The organism is Flavobacterium sp. ACN2 (assembly GCF_002303885.1).
GTDB lineage: Bacteria > Bacteroidota > Bacteroidia > Flavobacteriales > Flavobacteriaceae > Flavobacterium.
Genome location: NZ_MRCM01000002.1, coordinates 222,152 through 238,887 on the forward strand (window position 1 = coordinate 222,152; position 16,736 = coordinate 238,887).

The following is a 16,736-nucleotide window of genomic DNA, read 5'->3' on the forward strand; positions in this document are numbered from 1 at the left end:
ATGGCGATTAAAGTAACAATGCCTCGTTTGAGCGATACTATGACTGAAGGAACGGTAGCAACTTGGCTTAAAAAAGTAGGCGACAAAGTAAGCGAAGGTGATATCTTAGCTGAAATCGAAACAGACAAAGCAACAATGGAGTTCGAATCTTTTAACGAAGGAACTCTTTTACATATCGGAATTCAAGCTGGAGAAACTGCTCCAGTTGATTCATTATTAGCTATCATTGGTAAAGAGGGAGAAGATATATCTGCTCTTTTAGCTGGTGGTGATGCTCCTGCTGCTGAAGCTCCAAAAGCGGATGCTCCTGCTGCTGAAGCAAAAACTGAAACTGCTGCTCCTGCAAAAGCTGCTGAATTACCAAAAGGTGTTATAGTTGTAACTATGCCACGTTTGAGTGATACAATGACTGAAGGTACTGTAGCAACTTGGTTGAAAAAAGTTGGCGATACTGTAGCTGAAGGAGATATTTTAGCAGAAATTGAAACAGACAAAGCGACTATGGAGTTTGAGTCTTTCAATGCTGGTACATTATTATACATCGGAATTCAAGAAGGAAACACTGCTCCTGTTGACAGCTTATTAGCTATCATTGGACCTGCAGGAACTGATATTTCTGGAGTTGCTGATAACTTTACTGCTGGAGGCGCTGCAACTGCAAGTGCTCCTGCTGCAGAAGAAAAAGCTGCTCCTGCTGCTGAAAAAGCACCTGAAGCTGCTGCTGAAACTTCAAACGGAGGAAGAATTTTAGCTTCACCATTAGCTAAGAAAATTGCTTCTGACAAAGGAATCCAATTATCTCAAGTTAAAGGTTCTGGAGAAAACGGACGTATCGTGAAAAGCGATATCGAGAACTTTACTCCATCTGCTCAAGCGCAAACTGCTTCTGCACCTGCTGCTAAACAAGAAGCGTCTGCTCCTGCTGCACCAAAAGTTTTTGTTCCTGCTGGAGAAGTTTACACAGAAGAGATCAAAAATTCTCAAATGCGTAAAATCATTGCAAAACGTTTGGCAGAATCTTTATTTACTGCGCCTCACTACAACTTAGTGATCGAAGTAAGTATGGACGAAGCAATGCAAGCAAGAGCTGCTATCAATAGCGTTCCAGATACAAAAGTATCTTTCAACGATATGGTAATCAAAGCTTGTGCTTTAGCATTGAAAAAACATCCCAAAATCAACTCTCAGTGGAAAGAAGATGCTATCATCATCAACCACCACGTAAACATTGGTGTTGCTGTAGCTGTTGAAGACGGATTAGTAGTTCCTGTATTGAAATTTACAGATGCTATGAGTTTATCTCAAATTGGCGGTTCTGTAAGAGATCTTGCTGGAAGAGCTAAAAACAAAAAATTAGGACCACAAGAAATGGAAGGAAGTACTTTTACAGTATCTAACCTTGGAATGTTTGGTATCACTGAATTCAATTCAATTATCAACCAACCAAACTCTGCTATCCTTTCTGTAGGTGCAATTGTTGAGAAACCAGTAGTTAAAAACGGTCAAATCGTAGTTGGAAACACAATGATGTTATCATTAGCTTGTGACCACAGAACAATTGACGGTGCAACTGGAGCTCAGTTCTTACAAACATTAAAACAATACATCGAAAGCCCAGTTACAATGTTGGCATAATCGTTGTTAATTTTATAATTAAATCCCGTTTTGTTTATTCAAAACGGGATTTTTTGTTTAATTTTCATCCTCAAATTCAAAACCTCACAAAATGAAGAAACTAATTCTTGCCACTTTATTTCTGACAGCAATTGCCTGCCAGAAAAAAGAAAGTACAGAAAAAACTACAGCTGTTGTTGATGAACACAGTTACTCTAAACCAGAACTCGCTGTCGCAAAACATCTTGATCTTGATATTAAAGTTGATTTTGACACTCAAACAATTTCAGGAAAAGCATCTTGGACAATTGACAACATCAGTAAAGGAAATGAAATTATTTTCGACGAAAACACTTTAAATATTACTAAAGTAACTTTAGGCGACGAAGAAAAAGAAACCAAATTCGAACTTGGAAAAGACACAGAATTTCACGGAAAACCACTTCATATCACAATCGAACCAAACACAACCAAAGTAAACATTTATTACAACACTACTAAAGATGCTGTAGCTTTACAATGGTTAAAACCAGAGCAAACTGCAGACAAAAAGAAACCTTTTGTTTTTTCTCAAGGCGAAAGCGTTTGGTCACGCACTTGGATCCCTTGTCAAGATTCTCCAGGAATTCGTTTTACTTATAATGCAAAAGTTACGGTTCCTAAAGATTTATTGGCAGTTATGAGCGCTGTAAATCCGCAGAAGAAAAATGACACTGGAGTTTATACTTTCAAACAAGACAAAGCGATTCCGTCTTACTTAATGGCAATTGCAGTTGGAGATATCGAATTTCAAGCAATCGACAACAGAACTGGAGTTTATGCAGAACCATCTGTTCTAAAAAGTGCTGCTTATGAATTTGCTGAATTAGGAAAAATGGTAAATGCTGCTGAAAAATTATACGGACCTTACAGATGGGGACGTTATGATGTTTTGGTTTTGCCACCAAGTTTCCCTTATGGCGGAATGGAGAATCCAAACCTCACTTTCTTAACTCCTGGAGTAATTGCTGGAGATCGTTCGCTAACAAGTTTACTAGCACACGAATTAGGCCATAGCTGGAGCGGAAACTTAGTTACAAATGCTACTTGGGATGATATTTGGCTAAACGAAGGTTTTACGACATACGTTGAGCACAGAATTGGAGAAGCAATTTTTGGCAAAAAAGAATTTGACATGCAAAACGTTATCACCAATAAAGAATTGATTGATAATGTTGCTGAATATGGAGATACAAATCCAGACACAAGATTAAAAGTTAGTTTGACAGGAAGAAATCCTGACGACGGAATCAGCATGATTCCTTATGTAAAAGGATATTCTTTTTTAAGAGTTATTGAAAATGCCGTTGGACGAGAAAAATTCGATCCGTTTATTAAAAACTATTTCGATTCTCATGCTTTCCAATCTATCACAACAGAAGATTTTGTAACGTATTTAAACGAAAATCTTATCAAAGGAGATAAGGCTTTAGCAGATAAAATACAATTAGACAACTGGATTTACAAACCAGGAATTCCATCAAACATTGTTCCTGTTAGCTCGGCAGAATTTGATGCTATTGACGCAATCCAAAAAAGCTGGAGAGAAACTGGTGTTGCAGGTTTAAGCAAAAAAATCACAACTACTGCAGAAAAACAGCATTTTATTGACCATCTTCCTGCTGATATTACCGTAAAAGAAATGGAAGCGATTGATAAAGAATTCAACTTTACTAAGGGCGGTAATTTCATCATTAAACGTCAATGGTTTGTTCAGGCAATTCGTCATCAATACAAAGCTGCTGATCCTGCAATTGAACAATTTTTAATTGGAAGCAGCAGAACTGGCTCTATCATGATGCTTTATAAAGAAATGGTTAAAACTCCAGAAGGAAAAGTTTGGGCCAAAAAAGTTTTTGATAAAGCAAAATCTGGTTATCACGCAACGACTATTCAAGATGCTGCAAGTGTTTTGAAATAGTTTTTTCAAGAATTTAAGTTTAAAAGTGTCTGTTCTTTAGGAACAGACACTTTTTTTTCGCCTTGTTTGTCATTCCGAGGAACGAGGAATCGCACTAGAAATTCCGCAAAGCAATTCCTTAATCTTTGTCGAGTTTCGTGTGCGATCCTTCCTTCGTCAGGATGACAAACTAAACGAAAACAATCTTATAAAAACGAGAGCCCTAGCCCCGATAGAAGTGGAAATCCTTTTGTGCCGGGGTTCGGCACAAAAGATTGGAACGGATAGCGGGAAATAGCTTCTAAAAAAACAGCAGGGAAAATCATCCATCACATAGCGTACATTCTCCATGTTTTAAAATCTGTAATCGTCGCAACTTTGTAATGTCAAAAGACAACAACAAATAACAACAATTAAATATTAAATAAAATGACACGATTAACAGCTTTAAACCCAGAAGAAGTAACAGGAAAAACTAAAGATTTATTCAAAGCAGTTCAGGCAAAATTAGGCGTTGTTCCAAACATGATGAGAACAATGGGAAATTCTCCAGCCGTTTTGGAAGGATATTTGAATTTGAGCGGTGCATTAAGTCACGGAAAATTAAGCGCAAAAACAGGTGAGTTAATTGCATTAGCAGTTTCAGAAAGCAATTCTTGTGATTATTGTTTAGCAGCCCACACTTTTATTGGAGAAAAACTAGTAAAAGCAGATCCTGCAATTTTAAAAGCAGCAAGAACAGGAAATTCTGATGATGCTAAAACAGAGGCTATTTTACAATTAGCTAAAACCTTAATTAGCAAAGGTGGCTTAGTAAATGACGAAGATGTCAACAAAGCGAAAAACGCAGGAGTTTCTGATGCTGAAATTGCAGAAACTATCGCTCATGTAGCTCTAAATGTATTGACAAACTACTTTAACAATGTAGCAAATACTGAAATTGATTTTCCAGCAGTTTAAATCAAGATTTACGCAATCACTATAACAAAAAACAATTTATAAAGATAGTTGTGAATTTATTTCATAACTATCTTTATATTTTTAAAAATGAAACCAAATATGAGCGCTCAAAATGTTTTCACCTTAATAAATCCGCAAAATGGAAATTTGGCTTTTAAAATTCTTCCTTTTGAAGATAACAGCTATTTTGATCATTTGCAGCGAAATAATTATTACTCTTTAATTTGGGTAACCAAAGGAAAAGGCAAAGTAAAAGCCGATTTTGCAGAACATCATTTTGAAGAAAACTCACTTCTTGCTTTTTCGCCTTACCAGCCTTTTATGCTTTGCGTGAGCGAACCAATTGAAGGAATCGCAATCCATTTTCATTCTGATTTCTATTGCATTCACATGCATCAAAAAGAAATTTCTTGCAATGGCGTTTTATTCAATAATATTTATCAGCCACCGTATGTTCAGGTTACAGAACAAGCTTCACAAACTTTTAATATGGTAATTGATCAGATGAAAGCTGAAATTCAGAACGCAGAATTAGCGCAGTATGAATTATTGATTTCTTACTTGAAAATATTTTTAATTACCGCTTCAAGATTAAAAACAGAACAATTGGAAGAGATGAAATCGGTTCCAGATTCTAAAGAACCTATAATTCTCCAAAACTTAAAAGATGCCATTGAACTGAATTTTAAAACGAAACATTCTGCGGGAAACTATGCTGAATTATTGAACATTTCTCCAAAAGCCTTGGCAAAATTATCTAAGAATTATTTCAATAAAACCTTAACCGATTTAATTTCAGAAAGAATTATTATTGAAGCTAAAAGAGAATTATATCTAACCAACAAAACGGTCAAAGAAATTGCATACGAATTAGGTTATGATGACGAACATTATTTCAGTCGTTTCTTTAAAACTAATGCCGATGTTTCTCCACAAATTTATCGCGAAACGGTAGGTTTTGGAAAAATGGAAGCTTAGTTTAGAGTCGCAATTTGCTGATTACTATAAAACTGTTACTGATTACTTATTTTTCGCTTCTATCCATTTAGACATGTATCTCGTACTTGTATAAGCGTGATGTTGCAGCAGATTTCCCATGAAATTATGAAGTCGGTGGCTTTTAGAATCTATTAAAAGTGAATTTATCAATGAAATCAATTGACTTGAATAAGTGCTTTTTTGATAGCATTTATTAATGATTTTAATTCCGTTTTTTTGTGATTGTCTCCAAAGATTTTCATCTTTATAAAGCTCAATCGCTTTTTTTGCAAACTCAACCGAATCATCTTCAATAAAACCATTCCAAGGCAAATTTTCATGCATTGCTTCAGAACCAATTGACGTTGTCGCACTTGGCGTTCCACATTGCATGGCTTCTAAAAGTTTACCTTTTAAACCCGCACCAAAACGAATTGGCGCTAGAACTACTCTAGCTTTTTTCACAACTTCATTGGCATCTTCTGCCCTTCCCATTATATAAAAACCATTTTTTGGCTGATGCAATTGCAGTACTTTTTGCGAGGGATATGCTCCGTAAACTTCCAAGATGGCTTCTGGAAAATCTCTTTTTATAGAAGGCCAGATCGCTTCTTTCAAATATTGAACGGTATTCCAATTTGGTTCATGAAGAAAATTTCCAATGAAAATGAAATTTTTTCGTTCATCAAAAGAAGGCAATTTCAAAAGTTCTTCCTCTTTCATTTCATCCACCAAAAAAGGAAGATAAAAAAATAAGTCTTCATTAATTTTGAAAACATCTTTTAGAATATTCATTTCGAATTCAGAAATAATCAAAGACAGATCACATCTTAAAATACTGGCAATTTCTCGTTTTGCAACTTCTTCAGACAATAAATCTTCCAATTCGAAAATCCGATTTTCTTTAAAAGCTTTTTGCCTCGCCGTTCTTAAACAATGCACATCTTCTGTATCTAAAATTCTAATCGCTTTTGGACACTTTTCAATTACGCGCCACCCAAATTGTTCTTCAATCATAAAGCGATCAAACAAGACAACATCTGGATTTAATTCCAAGATAAAATCATCAAAAGTGGAAGAATTGAGTTCGATACTCTTTTTTATTACTCCAAATTCAGATAAATCAACCATAAAATTACTGTCCTGAGCCGCACTTGCAAAAGTAATTTCGAATCCATTTTCTTTGAAAATAGAAATCAATTGCATCATTCTTCCACCTGCTGCAGAAGACTTTGGCTCGGGCCAGACAAACCCTATAATTAAAAGTTTTTTGATTTGATTCATAATCTTTGTTTCATATTACAAAATAATACTATTTTCCGCGGATTTGCACCCAATTTCCTGAAATTCGGTCGTAAAAAAACACTAATTTTGCAAAATCTAAATGGTGGGAAATTATGTTGGGATTAAAATTAGCTACGGACCCGCGCTGGGTAAATATCGTTGAGTCAAATATCGAAGAAATTTTAACGGATCATGCCTGGTGCGAACAAAAAGCGGCTTCAAATGCGATTAGTATCGTTACTTACAACTCTGAACTCGAAGAATTGGTAACCGAAATGCTTGAAATTGCAAGAGAAGAACTGGAACATTTTCAGATGGTTCATAACATTATAAAGCAACGCGGACTTGCTTTAGGCCGCGAAAGAAAAGATCATTACGTAAATGTACTTTTTAAGTTCATGAAAAAAGATGGTAGCCGTAGAGATGCACTTTGCGATCGATTATTGTTTTCTGCAATGATCGAAGCTAGAAGTTGCGAGCGCTTTAAAGTACTTTCTGAAAACATTAAAGATGAAGAATTAGCAAAATTCTACCGCGATTTAATGATCTCTGAAGCTGGCCATTACACTACATTTTTAGGATTTGCCAGAAAATATCAAGATAATATTGATATCGATAAACGCTGGAAAGAATGGATTGAATATGAAGGTTCGATTATTACTAATTATGGTAAAAACGAAACCGTTCACGGATAAATTACGCTCTTTTTTATTACTCTATTTTCATATTTAAACACCACTATTCGCTATGCAGAAAAGTAAGTCCAGATCAATCGTTTTTAAAATTGCGAAGTATTTCGGAATAACTTTCGCGGTTATTATAGGATTATTATTTTTAACGCCTATCGTCTTTGAGGATCAAATAAAAGAGCAAATAAAGAAAACAGCTAACGAAAGATTAAGCGCAGAACTAAATTATTCTGACGTTTCTGTCTCATTCTTCCGCCATTTTCCTTCTCTTACTTTAACTTTAGATAATTTAAGTTTAAATGGTTCAGCTCCATATACAAATGAAAAATTTATCACTGCAAAAGAGGTTTCTTTCGGAATCAATGTAGCGAGTCTTATTTTCAGCAAATCGGTAAAAATTGACCAGATTTATCTATCCGATTCTTTTATAAATGTAAAAGTGAATCCAAATGGAGAAGCCAATTACAACATTTATAAATCTCAGGAACAGGCTTCGCAACCAAAAGACAGCTCCGACACTGCCTTAAAACTAGAGCGAATTGAGATTTTGAATAGTAAAATTATTTACGACGATAAGTCGACAAAAGTCCATTTTGATGCTTACGGATTTAATTATTTAGGAAAAGGAGATTTGAATAAAGCTGTTTTTGACTTGTATTCGAAAGCTAAAATTGAGAAATTGAATATCGTTTATGAAGATGAACCTTATTTAATGAACAAAAAAATTGATGCTGATTTGATCACAAAAGTCAACATCAACTCGCTTTCTTTCTTTTTCCAACAAAACAACCTTAAAATCAATCAGCTTCTGGTTGACTTTAAAGGAAAATTTGACATTTTGAAAGATGGTTACAACATGGATTTTGTTATTAAATCTGACAATAGCAATCTATATGATGTTTTTACCGCTTTTCCTCCAAAATACATTACTTGGCTTTCTAAAACCGAATTGAAAGGAAATACGAATCTTTTACTGACCTTAAAAGGAAAGTATATCGCTTCAGAAAATATTGCTCCAGATTTGAACTTAGATGTAAAAATAAATGACGGTTTTGTTAATTATAACAAAAGCGCATTTCCAGTTTCAAACTTAAATTTAGACATCAAAACTAAAGTTCCGTCTTTAAATCCGGATCTGGTTATTGTCGATGCAAAAAACCTTTCCTTGAACATTAATCAGGATTATTTAAAATCTACATTTTTGGTTAAAGGAGTAAACACACCCGAAATTAACGCCGATTTCAAAGCTAAAATTGATCTTGAAAAACTAACCAAAGCACTCGGAATTCCTGATATTGAGCTAAAAGGAGCTTTGGCTGGAGATGTAAAAGCAAACGGAGTATTCGATCAAAAAAACAAGCGTTTTCCTGTTACAAACGGAATCGTTAATTTAGAAAATGGTTATTTAAAAACACCGTATTACCCAAATCCGATTACAAACATTACCATTAAATCTAAAATCGAAAACCAAAAAGGAACTTTTGAGGATTTAAAAATAAACTTAACCCCAACTCAATTTACTTTTGAAGGAAAACCAGTTTTTGTGCAAGCTTATTTAAGCAATTTTGACGATTTAAATTATGACATAAAAGCAAAAGGAGAATTGGATGTGAGCAGAATTTATAAAGTTTTCTCGCAAAAAGGCCTTGATCTTGACGGTTTCGTAAAAGCAGATTTGTCTTTGAAAGGAAAACAAAGCGATGCCGAAAAAGGAAATTACAGCAAACTAAACAATAAAGGAACTCTTGAATTAAGAAACATCGGAATTGCTTCTGAATATCTTCCAAAGAGATTCATTATCAAAGAAGGAATTTTCAAAATCAATCAGGATAAAATGTCGTTCAATAATTTCTTGGCCGCTTACGGACAATCTGATTTTAAAATGAATGGTTATTTACAGAATGTTTTCAATTACGCCATGACCAATACAGGCATTTTAAGAGGTTCTTTTAAAGTTACTTCTCGATATATCAATATTGACGAATTTATGTCGAGTGTAGATCCTAATACACCCGTAACAGAAAGTTCAGCTCCAAAAACAGAAGCCAAACAATCAGACAACACCCAAACTGGCGTTATTATCATTCCAAACAATTTAAATTTACAGTTATTCGCAAATGCACAAAAAGTTAATTTCGACAAACTAAATCTGCAAAATGCAACTGGAAATTTAACCATGAAAAATGGTAAATTAACTATGCAAAATACTGGTTTCAACCTAATTGGATGCAACGTTTCTATGAACGCCAATTATCAAGCTGTAACTCCGCAAAAAGCAAATTTTGATTATGCTATAAAAGCTACTGATTTTGATATTAAAAGAGCGTATAATGAAATCGAAGTTTTTAGAAAAATGGCCAGCGCTGCAGAGAAAGCACAAGGGATTGTTTCTTTAGACTATCAATTAAAAGGTCGCTTAAATGCAAATATGGATCCTGTCTATCCTTCTCTTGTAGGTGGCGGGACACTTTCTGTAAAAGATGTAAAAGTGAGAGGTTTGAAAATGTTTAATGCTGTAAGCAAACAAACAAATTCAGAGTCTATGAAAAATCCAGATCTTTCTAAAGTAGATATTAAAACAACCGTTAAAAACAATATTATAACTGTAGAGCGCTTTAAATTTAAGTTTGCTGGCTTTAGACCAAGAATCGAAGGAACATCAAGCCTAGACGGAAGACTTAACCTAAAAATGCGTTTAGGACTGCCTCCTTTCGGTATTTTTGGAATTCCATTAACCGTAACAGGAACACAGGATAATCCAAAAGTAAAAGTGGGAAGAAAAACTGAAGACTTGGAAGAAACTAAGGATACTGAAGATTAAAAATTTCAAATTCCAAACTCGATCTCAACATATCAACCTTTGTCATAGTGTAAAATTTTGACAAAGGTTTTTTTATATAAATTTGATAAAGTTTTACTCCCTTAAATCATGGCTATTCCGACAAACAAAGAAGAATTGCAAACTGCAATCAAAACCAATTACAGTAAGCTCAAAAAAGAGTTGTCTAAAACTCCTGAAGAATCCACCACAATTCCAAATTTACAGGGGCATGCAAAAGATACATTAATGAGCATTAACAATCTTGTTTCTTATTTAATAGGATGGGGAGAATTGGTGCTAAAATGGAACACAAAGAAAGAACTAAACGAAACGGTTGATTTTCCTGAAACAGGTTACAAATGGAATGAATTGGGAAAACTGGCACAAAAATTCTATAAGGATTATGAAAAAGACGACTTTAATACCTTATGCACTAAACTAAACAATACCGTTCAAAAGATTCTTTCTTTAATTGAAGAGAAATCTAATACAGAATTATATGAAACCGCTTGGTATGAAAAGTGGACATTAGGCAGAATGATACAATTTAATACGGCATCTCCTTACAATAATGCAAGAGGCAGAATTCGCAAGTGGAAAAAAGAAAACAATATTTTATAATTTCAATTAAGAAAAGACAAATTTAGAAACATACAAAATCCCTTTGCCCATCAACCACAACAATAAAGCAAGTCCCAATAATTTCCAAGCCCAACCTCTTCCTCTTTTCCAATTTGAGAAAAAAGAAAAAACTTCCATATACTTTATTATTACAAATAAGGTTGATCCTATAATGGCAAACCAGATCACTTCGTATAAACCAAAATAAAAACCATACAGAAAAACCGCACCAAGAAAAAGGAACGTTACCAATTGTATAAAATAATAATTTCTAAAACTGTATTTATGATTCATTTTTAATGACAGTATTAAAAATGAAAAAATCTCCAAACTTATGAATGCCGCAATAACATTATAAAAAACAGCATTCCATTGCAGCACAAGAACAATAGTCAAAACAACCGCTACAACTGTACATGCAGCTAGAGAATTGACACTTCTTTCTCTATATACTTCATTCTTAAAAGGAAATAAAATTGGATACATAAATTTTTCCAATGTACGCCAAAACGGTAAAGCATAAATTGCAGCAATTGCTGAAACCACAATTTCGTAGTTATAAAAAATATCTGTGGGAACTTTAAACAATACATACCAAAGAGCCAATGTAACCAAAACAGCTGGCAGACATATTGTTTTTATGGTCTCCCACGGATCTTTTCCCCAGAAATTACTTCCGATCTCAAAAACGTATTTTTTAACCCAATATTCTCTAGTAAACAAAGCCGTTGACTGACTCCATAATAAAAATAGTCCCAAATGAATACTTACTGTTCGCACTACAAAATCCTCAACAGAAACGGCATAAAAGATACAAGCGACTCCTACTATCAAAAGTTCAAAAGTCAACAATAAAGGAGAAAATAAATATCTTAAAACAGGCTCTAAACGCTTGAGAAGAAATCCAATCCACAAACTCCAATATTTTTTAAAGAGCGCAATAACCGCACAAATAGCTATAAAGGCCGACAAATAAAACATCCAGTTCGTAAACAATTGAGTCTGCATCCAAATTTGAACTCTGGAGTTTTTTTGAGGTTCGTAGATTACTTTGGAATTTTCAAAAATCTGCTGAGCTAATTCATCTCTCGTTTTAGAATCAAACTCTGGAAACAATCTTTTGTTTTCCTCCCAAAATTGATCTGTTTTAAAGCCATTCCTTTTTAGAACTTCAAATTCATATAAAGTTTTTTTCTGTTTTTCATTTAAAGAACTTAAATGACTTACAATATTTTCCGAAGGAGTATTTGCATAAGCGCCAAGACAGCACAACAAAAACAATATTAAAATCTTTTTCAAACTTTTTTATTTAAAGAGGCTAACAAATGTAAGTTTTAAAGTCTTTCCAAAAAAGTCATAGAAATAAAAAAACCCGATCATTTCTGAACGGGTTTTTTATAAAAAGTAATCTTTGATTATTAAGCCTCGAAAGGAATAATAGATACATAAGATTTGTTATCTCTTTTCTTTTGGAACTTAACAACTCCAGCAACTCTTGCGTGAAGAGTGTGATCTTTACTAATGTAAACGTTTTCACCTGGATTATGTTTTGAACCTCTTTGTCTAACGATGATGTTCCCAGCAATAGCAGCTTGTCCACCATAAATCTTAACGCCTAAACGTTTTGATTCTGATTCTCTACCATTCTTCGAACTACCGACACCTTTCTTGTGAGCCATGACGTATGAGTTTAAATATTGTTATTATTCTTTAGTAGCTTCTTTTTTAGCTTTTGGAGCTGCTTTTTTAGCTTTTGGAGCTTCTACTTCTTCAGTAGCTGCTTCTTCTGCTACAACCGCTTTTTTAGCTGCTGCTTTTTTAGTTCCTCCTGCTGCAGTAATACCTTCAATTACAATTTGTGTAAGATATTGTCTGTGACCATTTCTTTTTTTGTATCCTTTTCTTCTTTTCTTTTTGAAAACGATAACTTTATCACCTTTTAAGTGTTGTAACACTTTAGCTTCTACTGAAGCACCTTCTATAGCTGGGGCGCCTAAAGTTACATTTCCATTATCATCTAATAAAAGAACTTTGTCAAAAGAAACTTTTGAACCTTCTTCATTAGCTAAACGGTGAACATAAACCTTTAAGTCTTTGCTTACTTTAAATTGTTGCCCTGCTATCTCTACGATTGCATACATATCAAATTGATTTATTGAATTTTAAGGTTGCAAATATACAACTAATAATTTACTATGCAACCCATACAAGCAAAAATATTTTTACCCGAAAAAACCTTGTTTTTCAAGTAGTTCTGCACATAAAATAGAATTAATTTAAAGTAAAAGATTGTTAAAATCGTATTTATTTAAAAACAAATCTACAATTCGTAATTAAAAAAAACTATTTTTGATGTAACCAAAATCAACTCTTATCTACCTACTATATGTTGATATTTTAAAATTATTAATCTTTATGAAAAAATCAGTAATGATGTTAAGTGCTGCATTAATGCTTGGCGGAGTGGCTCATGCCCAAAAAGTAGCTTTCGAAGAATACGACTTAGACAATGGCCTACATGTCATTTTACACAATGACCCTTCTGCCCCTGTCGTTATCACTTCGGTAATGTATCATGTGGGATCAAAAGACGAACGTCCTGACAGAACTGGATTTGCTCACTTTTTTGAACATCTATTATTTGAAGGAACCCAAAATATAAAACGTGGGGAATGGATGAAAATTGTTACTGCAAATGGAGGCGTAAACAACGCCAACACATCTGATGACCGAACTTATTATTATGAAGTTTTTCCTTCTAACAGTTTAGAACTTGGTTTATGGATGGAATCTGAAAGATTAATGCATCCTATTATTAATAAGATTGGAGTTGACACGCAGAATGAAGTCGTAAAAGAAGAAAAAAGAATGCGTTATGACAATCAGCCGTACGGAAATATTCTTCCTGAGGTTAAAAAGAACATGTTCAAAAATCATCCTTATAGATGGACTACAATTGGTTCTATGAAAGATTTGGATGCAGCAACTCTTGAAGAATTCCAGGCTTTCAATAAAAAATTCTATACTCCAAATAATGCCGTTTTGGTCGTGGCAGGAGATTTTGAAAAAACAAAAACAAAAGAATGGATTCAGAAATATTTTGGACCAATTCCAAAAGGGGAAGAAGTTAAAAAACAAACCTACACAGAAGAACCTATAAACCAAACCATTAAAGCAACTTACGAAGATCCGAATATTCAGATCCCAATGATTGTGGCTTCTTATAGAACACCTTCAATGAAAACAAGAGATGCAAGGGTTTTAGATTTAATTTCTTCTTATTTAAGTGATGGAAAAAGTTCTAAACTTTATAAAAAAATAGTTGACGACAAAAAAATGGCGTTACAAATTGGCGCAGTAGGATTTAGCCAAGAAGATTACGGAATGTACATTCTTTACGGCCTACCAATGGCACCATACACCATTAATGATATCTTAAAGGAAATGGATGAGGAAATTGTAAAAATCCAAACCGATCTTATTTCCGAAAAAGATTATGAAAAATTACAGAATAAATTCGATAACAATTACGTAAATGCCAATGCAAGCGTAGAAGGAATTGCAGAAAATCTGGCTTCTTATTATCTTCTTTACGGAGATGTCAATTTAATTAATACCGAAATCGACATTTACCATTCTATTACGAGAGAAGAAATTAGAGAAGTTGCCAAAAAATACCTGAATCCGAATCAGCGTTTGATTTTAGATTATGTTCCTACTGCCAAATCTCAAAACTAAGAATATCGAATCATGAAAAAAATATATCCTTTTTTAATCCTTATTTTCCTAACTGGAATTATGCAAGCACAAGATCGTCCACAACCCAAACCAGGAAATGCCCCAGTAGTCAACATCAAAAAACCGCAGACCTTTGTTTTAGCAAACGGAATGAAAGTTTTAGTTGTTGAAAACCACAAATTACCTAGAGTGAGCTATACACTTACTTTAGATAATGCTCCGTTTACTGAAGGCAACAAAAAAGGGGTTGATGAATTGACCAGCAGCTTAATTGGAAACGGAACTAAAAAAACAACCAAAGAAGCTTTTAACGAAGAAATTGATTTTTACGGAGCTAATATCAACTTTACTTCTCAAGGCGCCTATGCAAGTTCATTGTCAAAATATTCTGGCCGCGTTTTAGAGCTTTTAGCAGAAGGTGCTTTACAACCTAATTTCACTCAAACTGAATTTGATAAAGAAAAAGCAAAACTTTTGGAAGGTCTTAAAGCCGACGAAAAAAGCGTTCCTGCCATTTCAAACCGAGTAGTTGACGTTTTGGCTTTTGGGAAAAATCATCCGGTAGGAGAATATCTTTCTGAAGAGACTGTAAAAAATGTAACTCTTGCAGATGTCCAAAACAATTACAATACTTATTTCGTTCCAGAAAATGCTTATTTAGTTATTATTGGAGACGTCAAATTTAAAGAAGCAAAAACTGCTGTTGAAAAATTATTCAGCGGATGGAAAAAGCAGACTGCACCAAAAAACACTTACCCAACTCCAGTAAATGTTTCGAGCTTACAAATCGATTTTGTTGATGTTCCAAATGCGGTTCAATCTGAAATTTCATTAGTAAATACGGTAAATTTAAGAATGAACGATCCAGATTTTTTTCCTGCCGTTATTGCCAATCAAATTCTTGGAGGCGATTTTAATAGCTACTTAAACATGAATTTACGCGAACAGCACGCTTGGACTTATGGAGCAAGTTCTAGCATTGGGAGCGGGAAATATGTTACTAAATTTAAGGCTTCATCTGCTGTTAGAAATACGGTAACAGATAGCGCTGTTGTTCAATTCGTTAAAGAAATAAAGCGAATTAGAACAGAAAGAGTTGATCCAGAAGTTTTAAGAAATGTAAAAGCAGGCTATATTGGAAGATTTGTAATGCAAGTTGAAAAACCGCAAGCTGTTGCGCGTTACGCCTTGAACATTGAAACAGAAAAACTTCCTGCAGATTTCTACGAAAAATACATTCAGACCATTAACAATGTTACTGCCGATGATATTTATCGTGTGGCCAACAAGTATTTCTTGTTAGACAATATGCGTATCGTAATAGTTGGCAAAGGTTCTGATGTACTTCCTGGTTTAGAAAAATTACAAATTCCGATTCATTATTTCGACAAATACGGAAATCCAGTTGAAAAACCTGCTACAAAAAAAGAGGCTCCTAAAGATGTTAGCGCAAAAACGGTTTTTGAAAACTATATTAACGCAATTGGTGGAGAAAAAGCTGTTACCGCAGTAAAAACATTATACATGAATGGCACAACAACTGTTCCGCAGGCCCCTAATCCATTAACGTTTACCTCTAAATTAGATTCGAAAGGAAAAATGATGGTTTCGCTTTCTATGGGAACTATGAATTTAATGAAACAGGTGGTTAACGAAAAAGGTGCTTACGTTGAACAGCAAGGCCAAAGAAAAAACCTTGAAGGTGAAGATTTAGCCGAAATGAAAGCTAATGCCGCTCCTTTTGAAGAATTACAACTTGTAAAAAGAACAGACCTTAAAGTAGAAGGAATTGAACCAATTAACGGAAATGATGCTTACGTAATTAAAGATGGCAAAACAAAGTATTATTACGACGTTAAATCTGGATTAAAAACAGCCGAATCTAAAGTTCGCGAACAAGGCGGAAAATCAGTTGAACAAATCACTAATTTCAATGATTATAAAGAAGTAAAAGGCGTTAAAGTTCCTTTTAACTTAGTTCAGAATGTTGGTTTTGAATTAGATATTAAGATGTCTGATATTAAGATTAACGAAGGGGTTTCTGAGAAAGATTTTCTTTAAAAGATGCTAAGTTCTGAGATACTAAGCTTCT

13 protein-coding genes are annotated in these 16,736 nt (G+C 34.1%); 9 read left to right on the forward strand and 4 right to left on the reverse strand.

All coding sequences use genetic code 11. From position 1 onward, the window contains the following. The 4 genes from BSF41_RS02890 to BSF41_RS02905 all read left to right on the forward strand — a co-directional run bounded on the left by BSF41_RS02890 (position 1) and on the right by BSF41_RS02905 (position 5,491). The gene (locus BSF41_RS02890) at positions 1–1,635 is read left to right on the forward strand and encodes a pyruvate dehydrogenase complex dihydrolipoamide acetyltransferase (protein ID WP_095928019.1); all 1,635 of its coding nucleotides are present in this window, start codon (positions 1–3) and stop codon (positions 1,633–1,635) included. Between the two features lie 91 nt (positions 1,636–1,726). Beyond that, a complete protein-coding gene (locus BSF41_RS02895) occupies positions 1,727–3,574 on the forward strand; it encodes a hydrolase/aminopeptidase (protein WP_095928020.1) in 1,848 nt (615 codons plus the stop codon). A gap of 408 nt (positions 3,575–3,982) precedes the next feature. Next, positions 3,983–4,513: a carboxymuconolactone decarboxylase family protein gene (locus BSF41_RS02900; protein WP_095928021.1), complete on the forward strand. Its 531-nt coding sequence runs from the start codon at positions 3,983–3,985 to the stop codon at positions 4,511–4,513. A gap of 87 nt (positions 4,514–4,600) precedes the next feature. Next, positions 4,601–5,491 carry an AraC family transcriptional regulator gene (locus tag BSF41_RS02905; protein WP_253251749.1) on the forward strand — a complete coding sequence of 297 codons (891 nt, stop codon included), beginning with the start codon at positions 4,601–4,603 and terminating at the stop codon, positions 5,489–5,491. 42 nt (positions 5,492–5,533) lie between these two features. Here BSF41_RS02905 and BSF41_RS02910 read toward each other — a convergent pair whose 3' ends face one another. Beyond that, on the reverse strand, positions 5,534–6,775 hold the full coding sequence (locus BSF41_RS02910; protein WP_095928022.1) for a glycosyltransferase: 1,242 nt from the start codon (positions 6,773–6,775) through the stop codon (positions 5,534–5,536). Between the two features lie 113 nt (positions 6,776–6,888). On the opposite strand from BSF41_RS02910, the gene BSF41_RS02915 reads away from it, so the two are divergent. The 3 genes from BSF41_RS02915 (at position 6,889) to BSF41_RS02925 (ending at position 10,906) form a co-directional block, all read left to right on the forward strand. Continuing rightward, positions 6,889–7,470, forward strand: a complete 582-nt coding sequence (locus BSF41_RS02915; protein ID WP_095928023.1) for a tRNA-(ms[2]io[6]A)-hydroxylase — start codon at positions 6,889–6,891, stop codon at positions 7,468–7,470. A 52-nt stretch (positions 7,471–7,522) separates the two neighbouring features. After that, positions 7,523–10,285 (forward strand): AsmA-like C-terminal region-containing protein, encoded by a 2,763-nt coding sequence (locus BSF41_RS02920; protein ID WP_095928024.1) that lies wholly within the window; start codon positions 7,523–7,525, stop codon positions 10,283–10,285. A 108-nt stretch (positions 10,286–10,393) separates the two neighbouring features. Beyond that, entirely contained in the window at positions 10,394–10,906 is a 513-nt protein-coding gene (locus tag BSF41_RS02925; RefSeq protein ID WP_095928025.1) for a ClbS/DfsB family four-helix bundle protein, read from the forward strand. A gap of 6 nt (positions 10,907–10,912) precedes the next feature. Here the strand turns inward: BSF41_RS02925 and BSF41_RS02930 are convergent, their stop codons facing one another. From BSF41_RS02930 to rplU, 3 genes are all read right to left on the reverse strand, one after another. Continuing rightward, positions 10,913–12,205, reverse strand: a complete 1,293-nt coding sequence (locus BSF41_RS02930) for a hypothetical protein (RefSeq protein ID WP_253251750.1) — start codon at positions 12,203–12,205, stop codon at positions 10,913–10,915. Positions 12,206–12,324: 119 nt separating this feature from the next. Further along, positions 12,325–12,585, reverse strand: coding sequence for a 50S ribosomal protein L27 (gene rpmA / locus BSF41_RS02935; protein ID WP_012023622.1), 261 nt, complete (start codon positions 12,583–12,585; stop codon positions 12,325–12,327). A gap of 24 nt (positions 12,586–12,609) precedes the next feature. Then, positions 12,610–13,047 carry a 50S ribosomal protein L21 gene (rplU, locus tag BSF41_RS02940; RefSeq protein ID WP_073412831.1) on the reverse strand — a complete coding sequence of 146 codons (438 nt, stop codon included), beginning with the start codon at positions 13,045–13,047 and terminating at the stop codon, positions 12,610–12,612. A gap of 274 nt (positions 13,048–13,321) precedes the next feature. On the opposite strand from rplU, the gene BSF41_RS02945 reads away from it, so the two are divergent. Further along, the gene (locus BSF41_RS02945) at positions 13,322–14,644 is read left to right on the forward strand and encodes a pitrilysin family protein (RefSeq protein WP_095928027.1); all 1,323 of its coding nucleotides are present in this window, start codon (positions 13,322–13,324) and stop codon (positions 14,642–14,644) included. A 12-nt stretch (positions 14,645–14,656) separates the two neighbouring features. Beyond that, a complete protein-coding gene (locus tag BSF41_RS02950; protein WP_172426840.1) occupies positions 14,657–16,705 on the forward strand; it encodes a pitrilysin family protein in 2,049 nt (682 codons plus the stop codon). Positions 16,706–16,736: the final 31 nt, after the last annotated feature.

Coding starts and splice junctions, on each gene's coding strand:
- BSF41_RS02910 (WP_095928022.1), bottom strand. CDS start 6,775: ATGAATCAAATCAAAAAACTTTTAATTATAGGGTTTGTCTGGCCCGAG.
- rplU (WP_073412831.1), bottom strand. CDS start 13,047: ATGTATGCAATCGTAGAGATAGCAGGGCAACAATTTAAAGTAAGCAAA.
- BSF41_RS02945 (WP_095928027.1), top strand. CDS start 13,322: ATGAAAAAATCAGTAATGATGTTAAGTGCTGCATTAATGCTTGGCGGA.
- BSF41_RS02890 (WP_095928019.1), top strand. CDS start 1: ATGGCGATTAAAGTAACAATGCCTCGTTTGAGCGATACTATGACTGAA.
- BSF41_RS02895 (WP_095928020.1), top strand. CDS start 1,727: ATGAAGAAACTAATTCTTGCCACTTTATTTCTGACAGCAATTGCCTGC.
- BSF41_RS02950 (WP_172426840.1), top strand. CDS start 14,657: ATGAAAAAAATATATCCTTTTTTAATCCTTATTTTCCTAACTGGAATT.
- rpmA (WP_012023622.1), bottom strand. CDS start 12,585: ATGGCTCACAAGAAAGGTGTCGGTAGTTCGAAGAATGGTAGAGAATCA.
- BSF41_RS02905 (WP_253251749.1), top strand. CDS start 4,601: ATGAAACCAAATATGAGCGCTCAAAATGTTTTCACCTTAATAAATCCG.
- BSF41_RS02925 (WP_095928025.1), top strand. CDS start 10,394: ATGGCTATTCCGACAAACAAAGAAGAATTGCAAACTGCAATCAAAACC.
- BSF41_RS02900 (WP_095928021.1), top strand. CDS start 3,983: ATGACACGATTAACAGCTTTAAACCCAGAAGAAGTAACAGGAAAAACT.
- BSF41_RS02920 (WP_095928024.1), top strand. CDS start 7,523: ATGCAGAAAAGTAAGTCCAGATCAATCGTTTTTAAAATTGCGAAGTAT.
- BSF41_RS02915 (WP_095928023.1), top strand. CDS start 6,889: ATGTTGGGATTAAAATTAGCTACGGACCCGCGCTGGGTAAATATCGTT.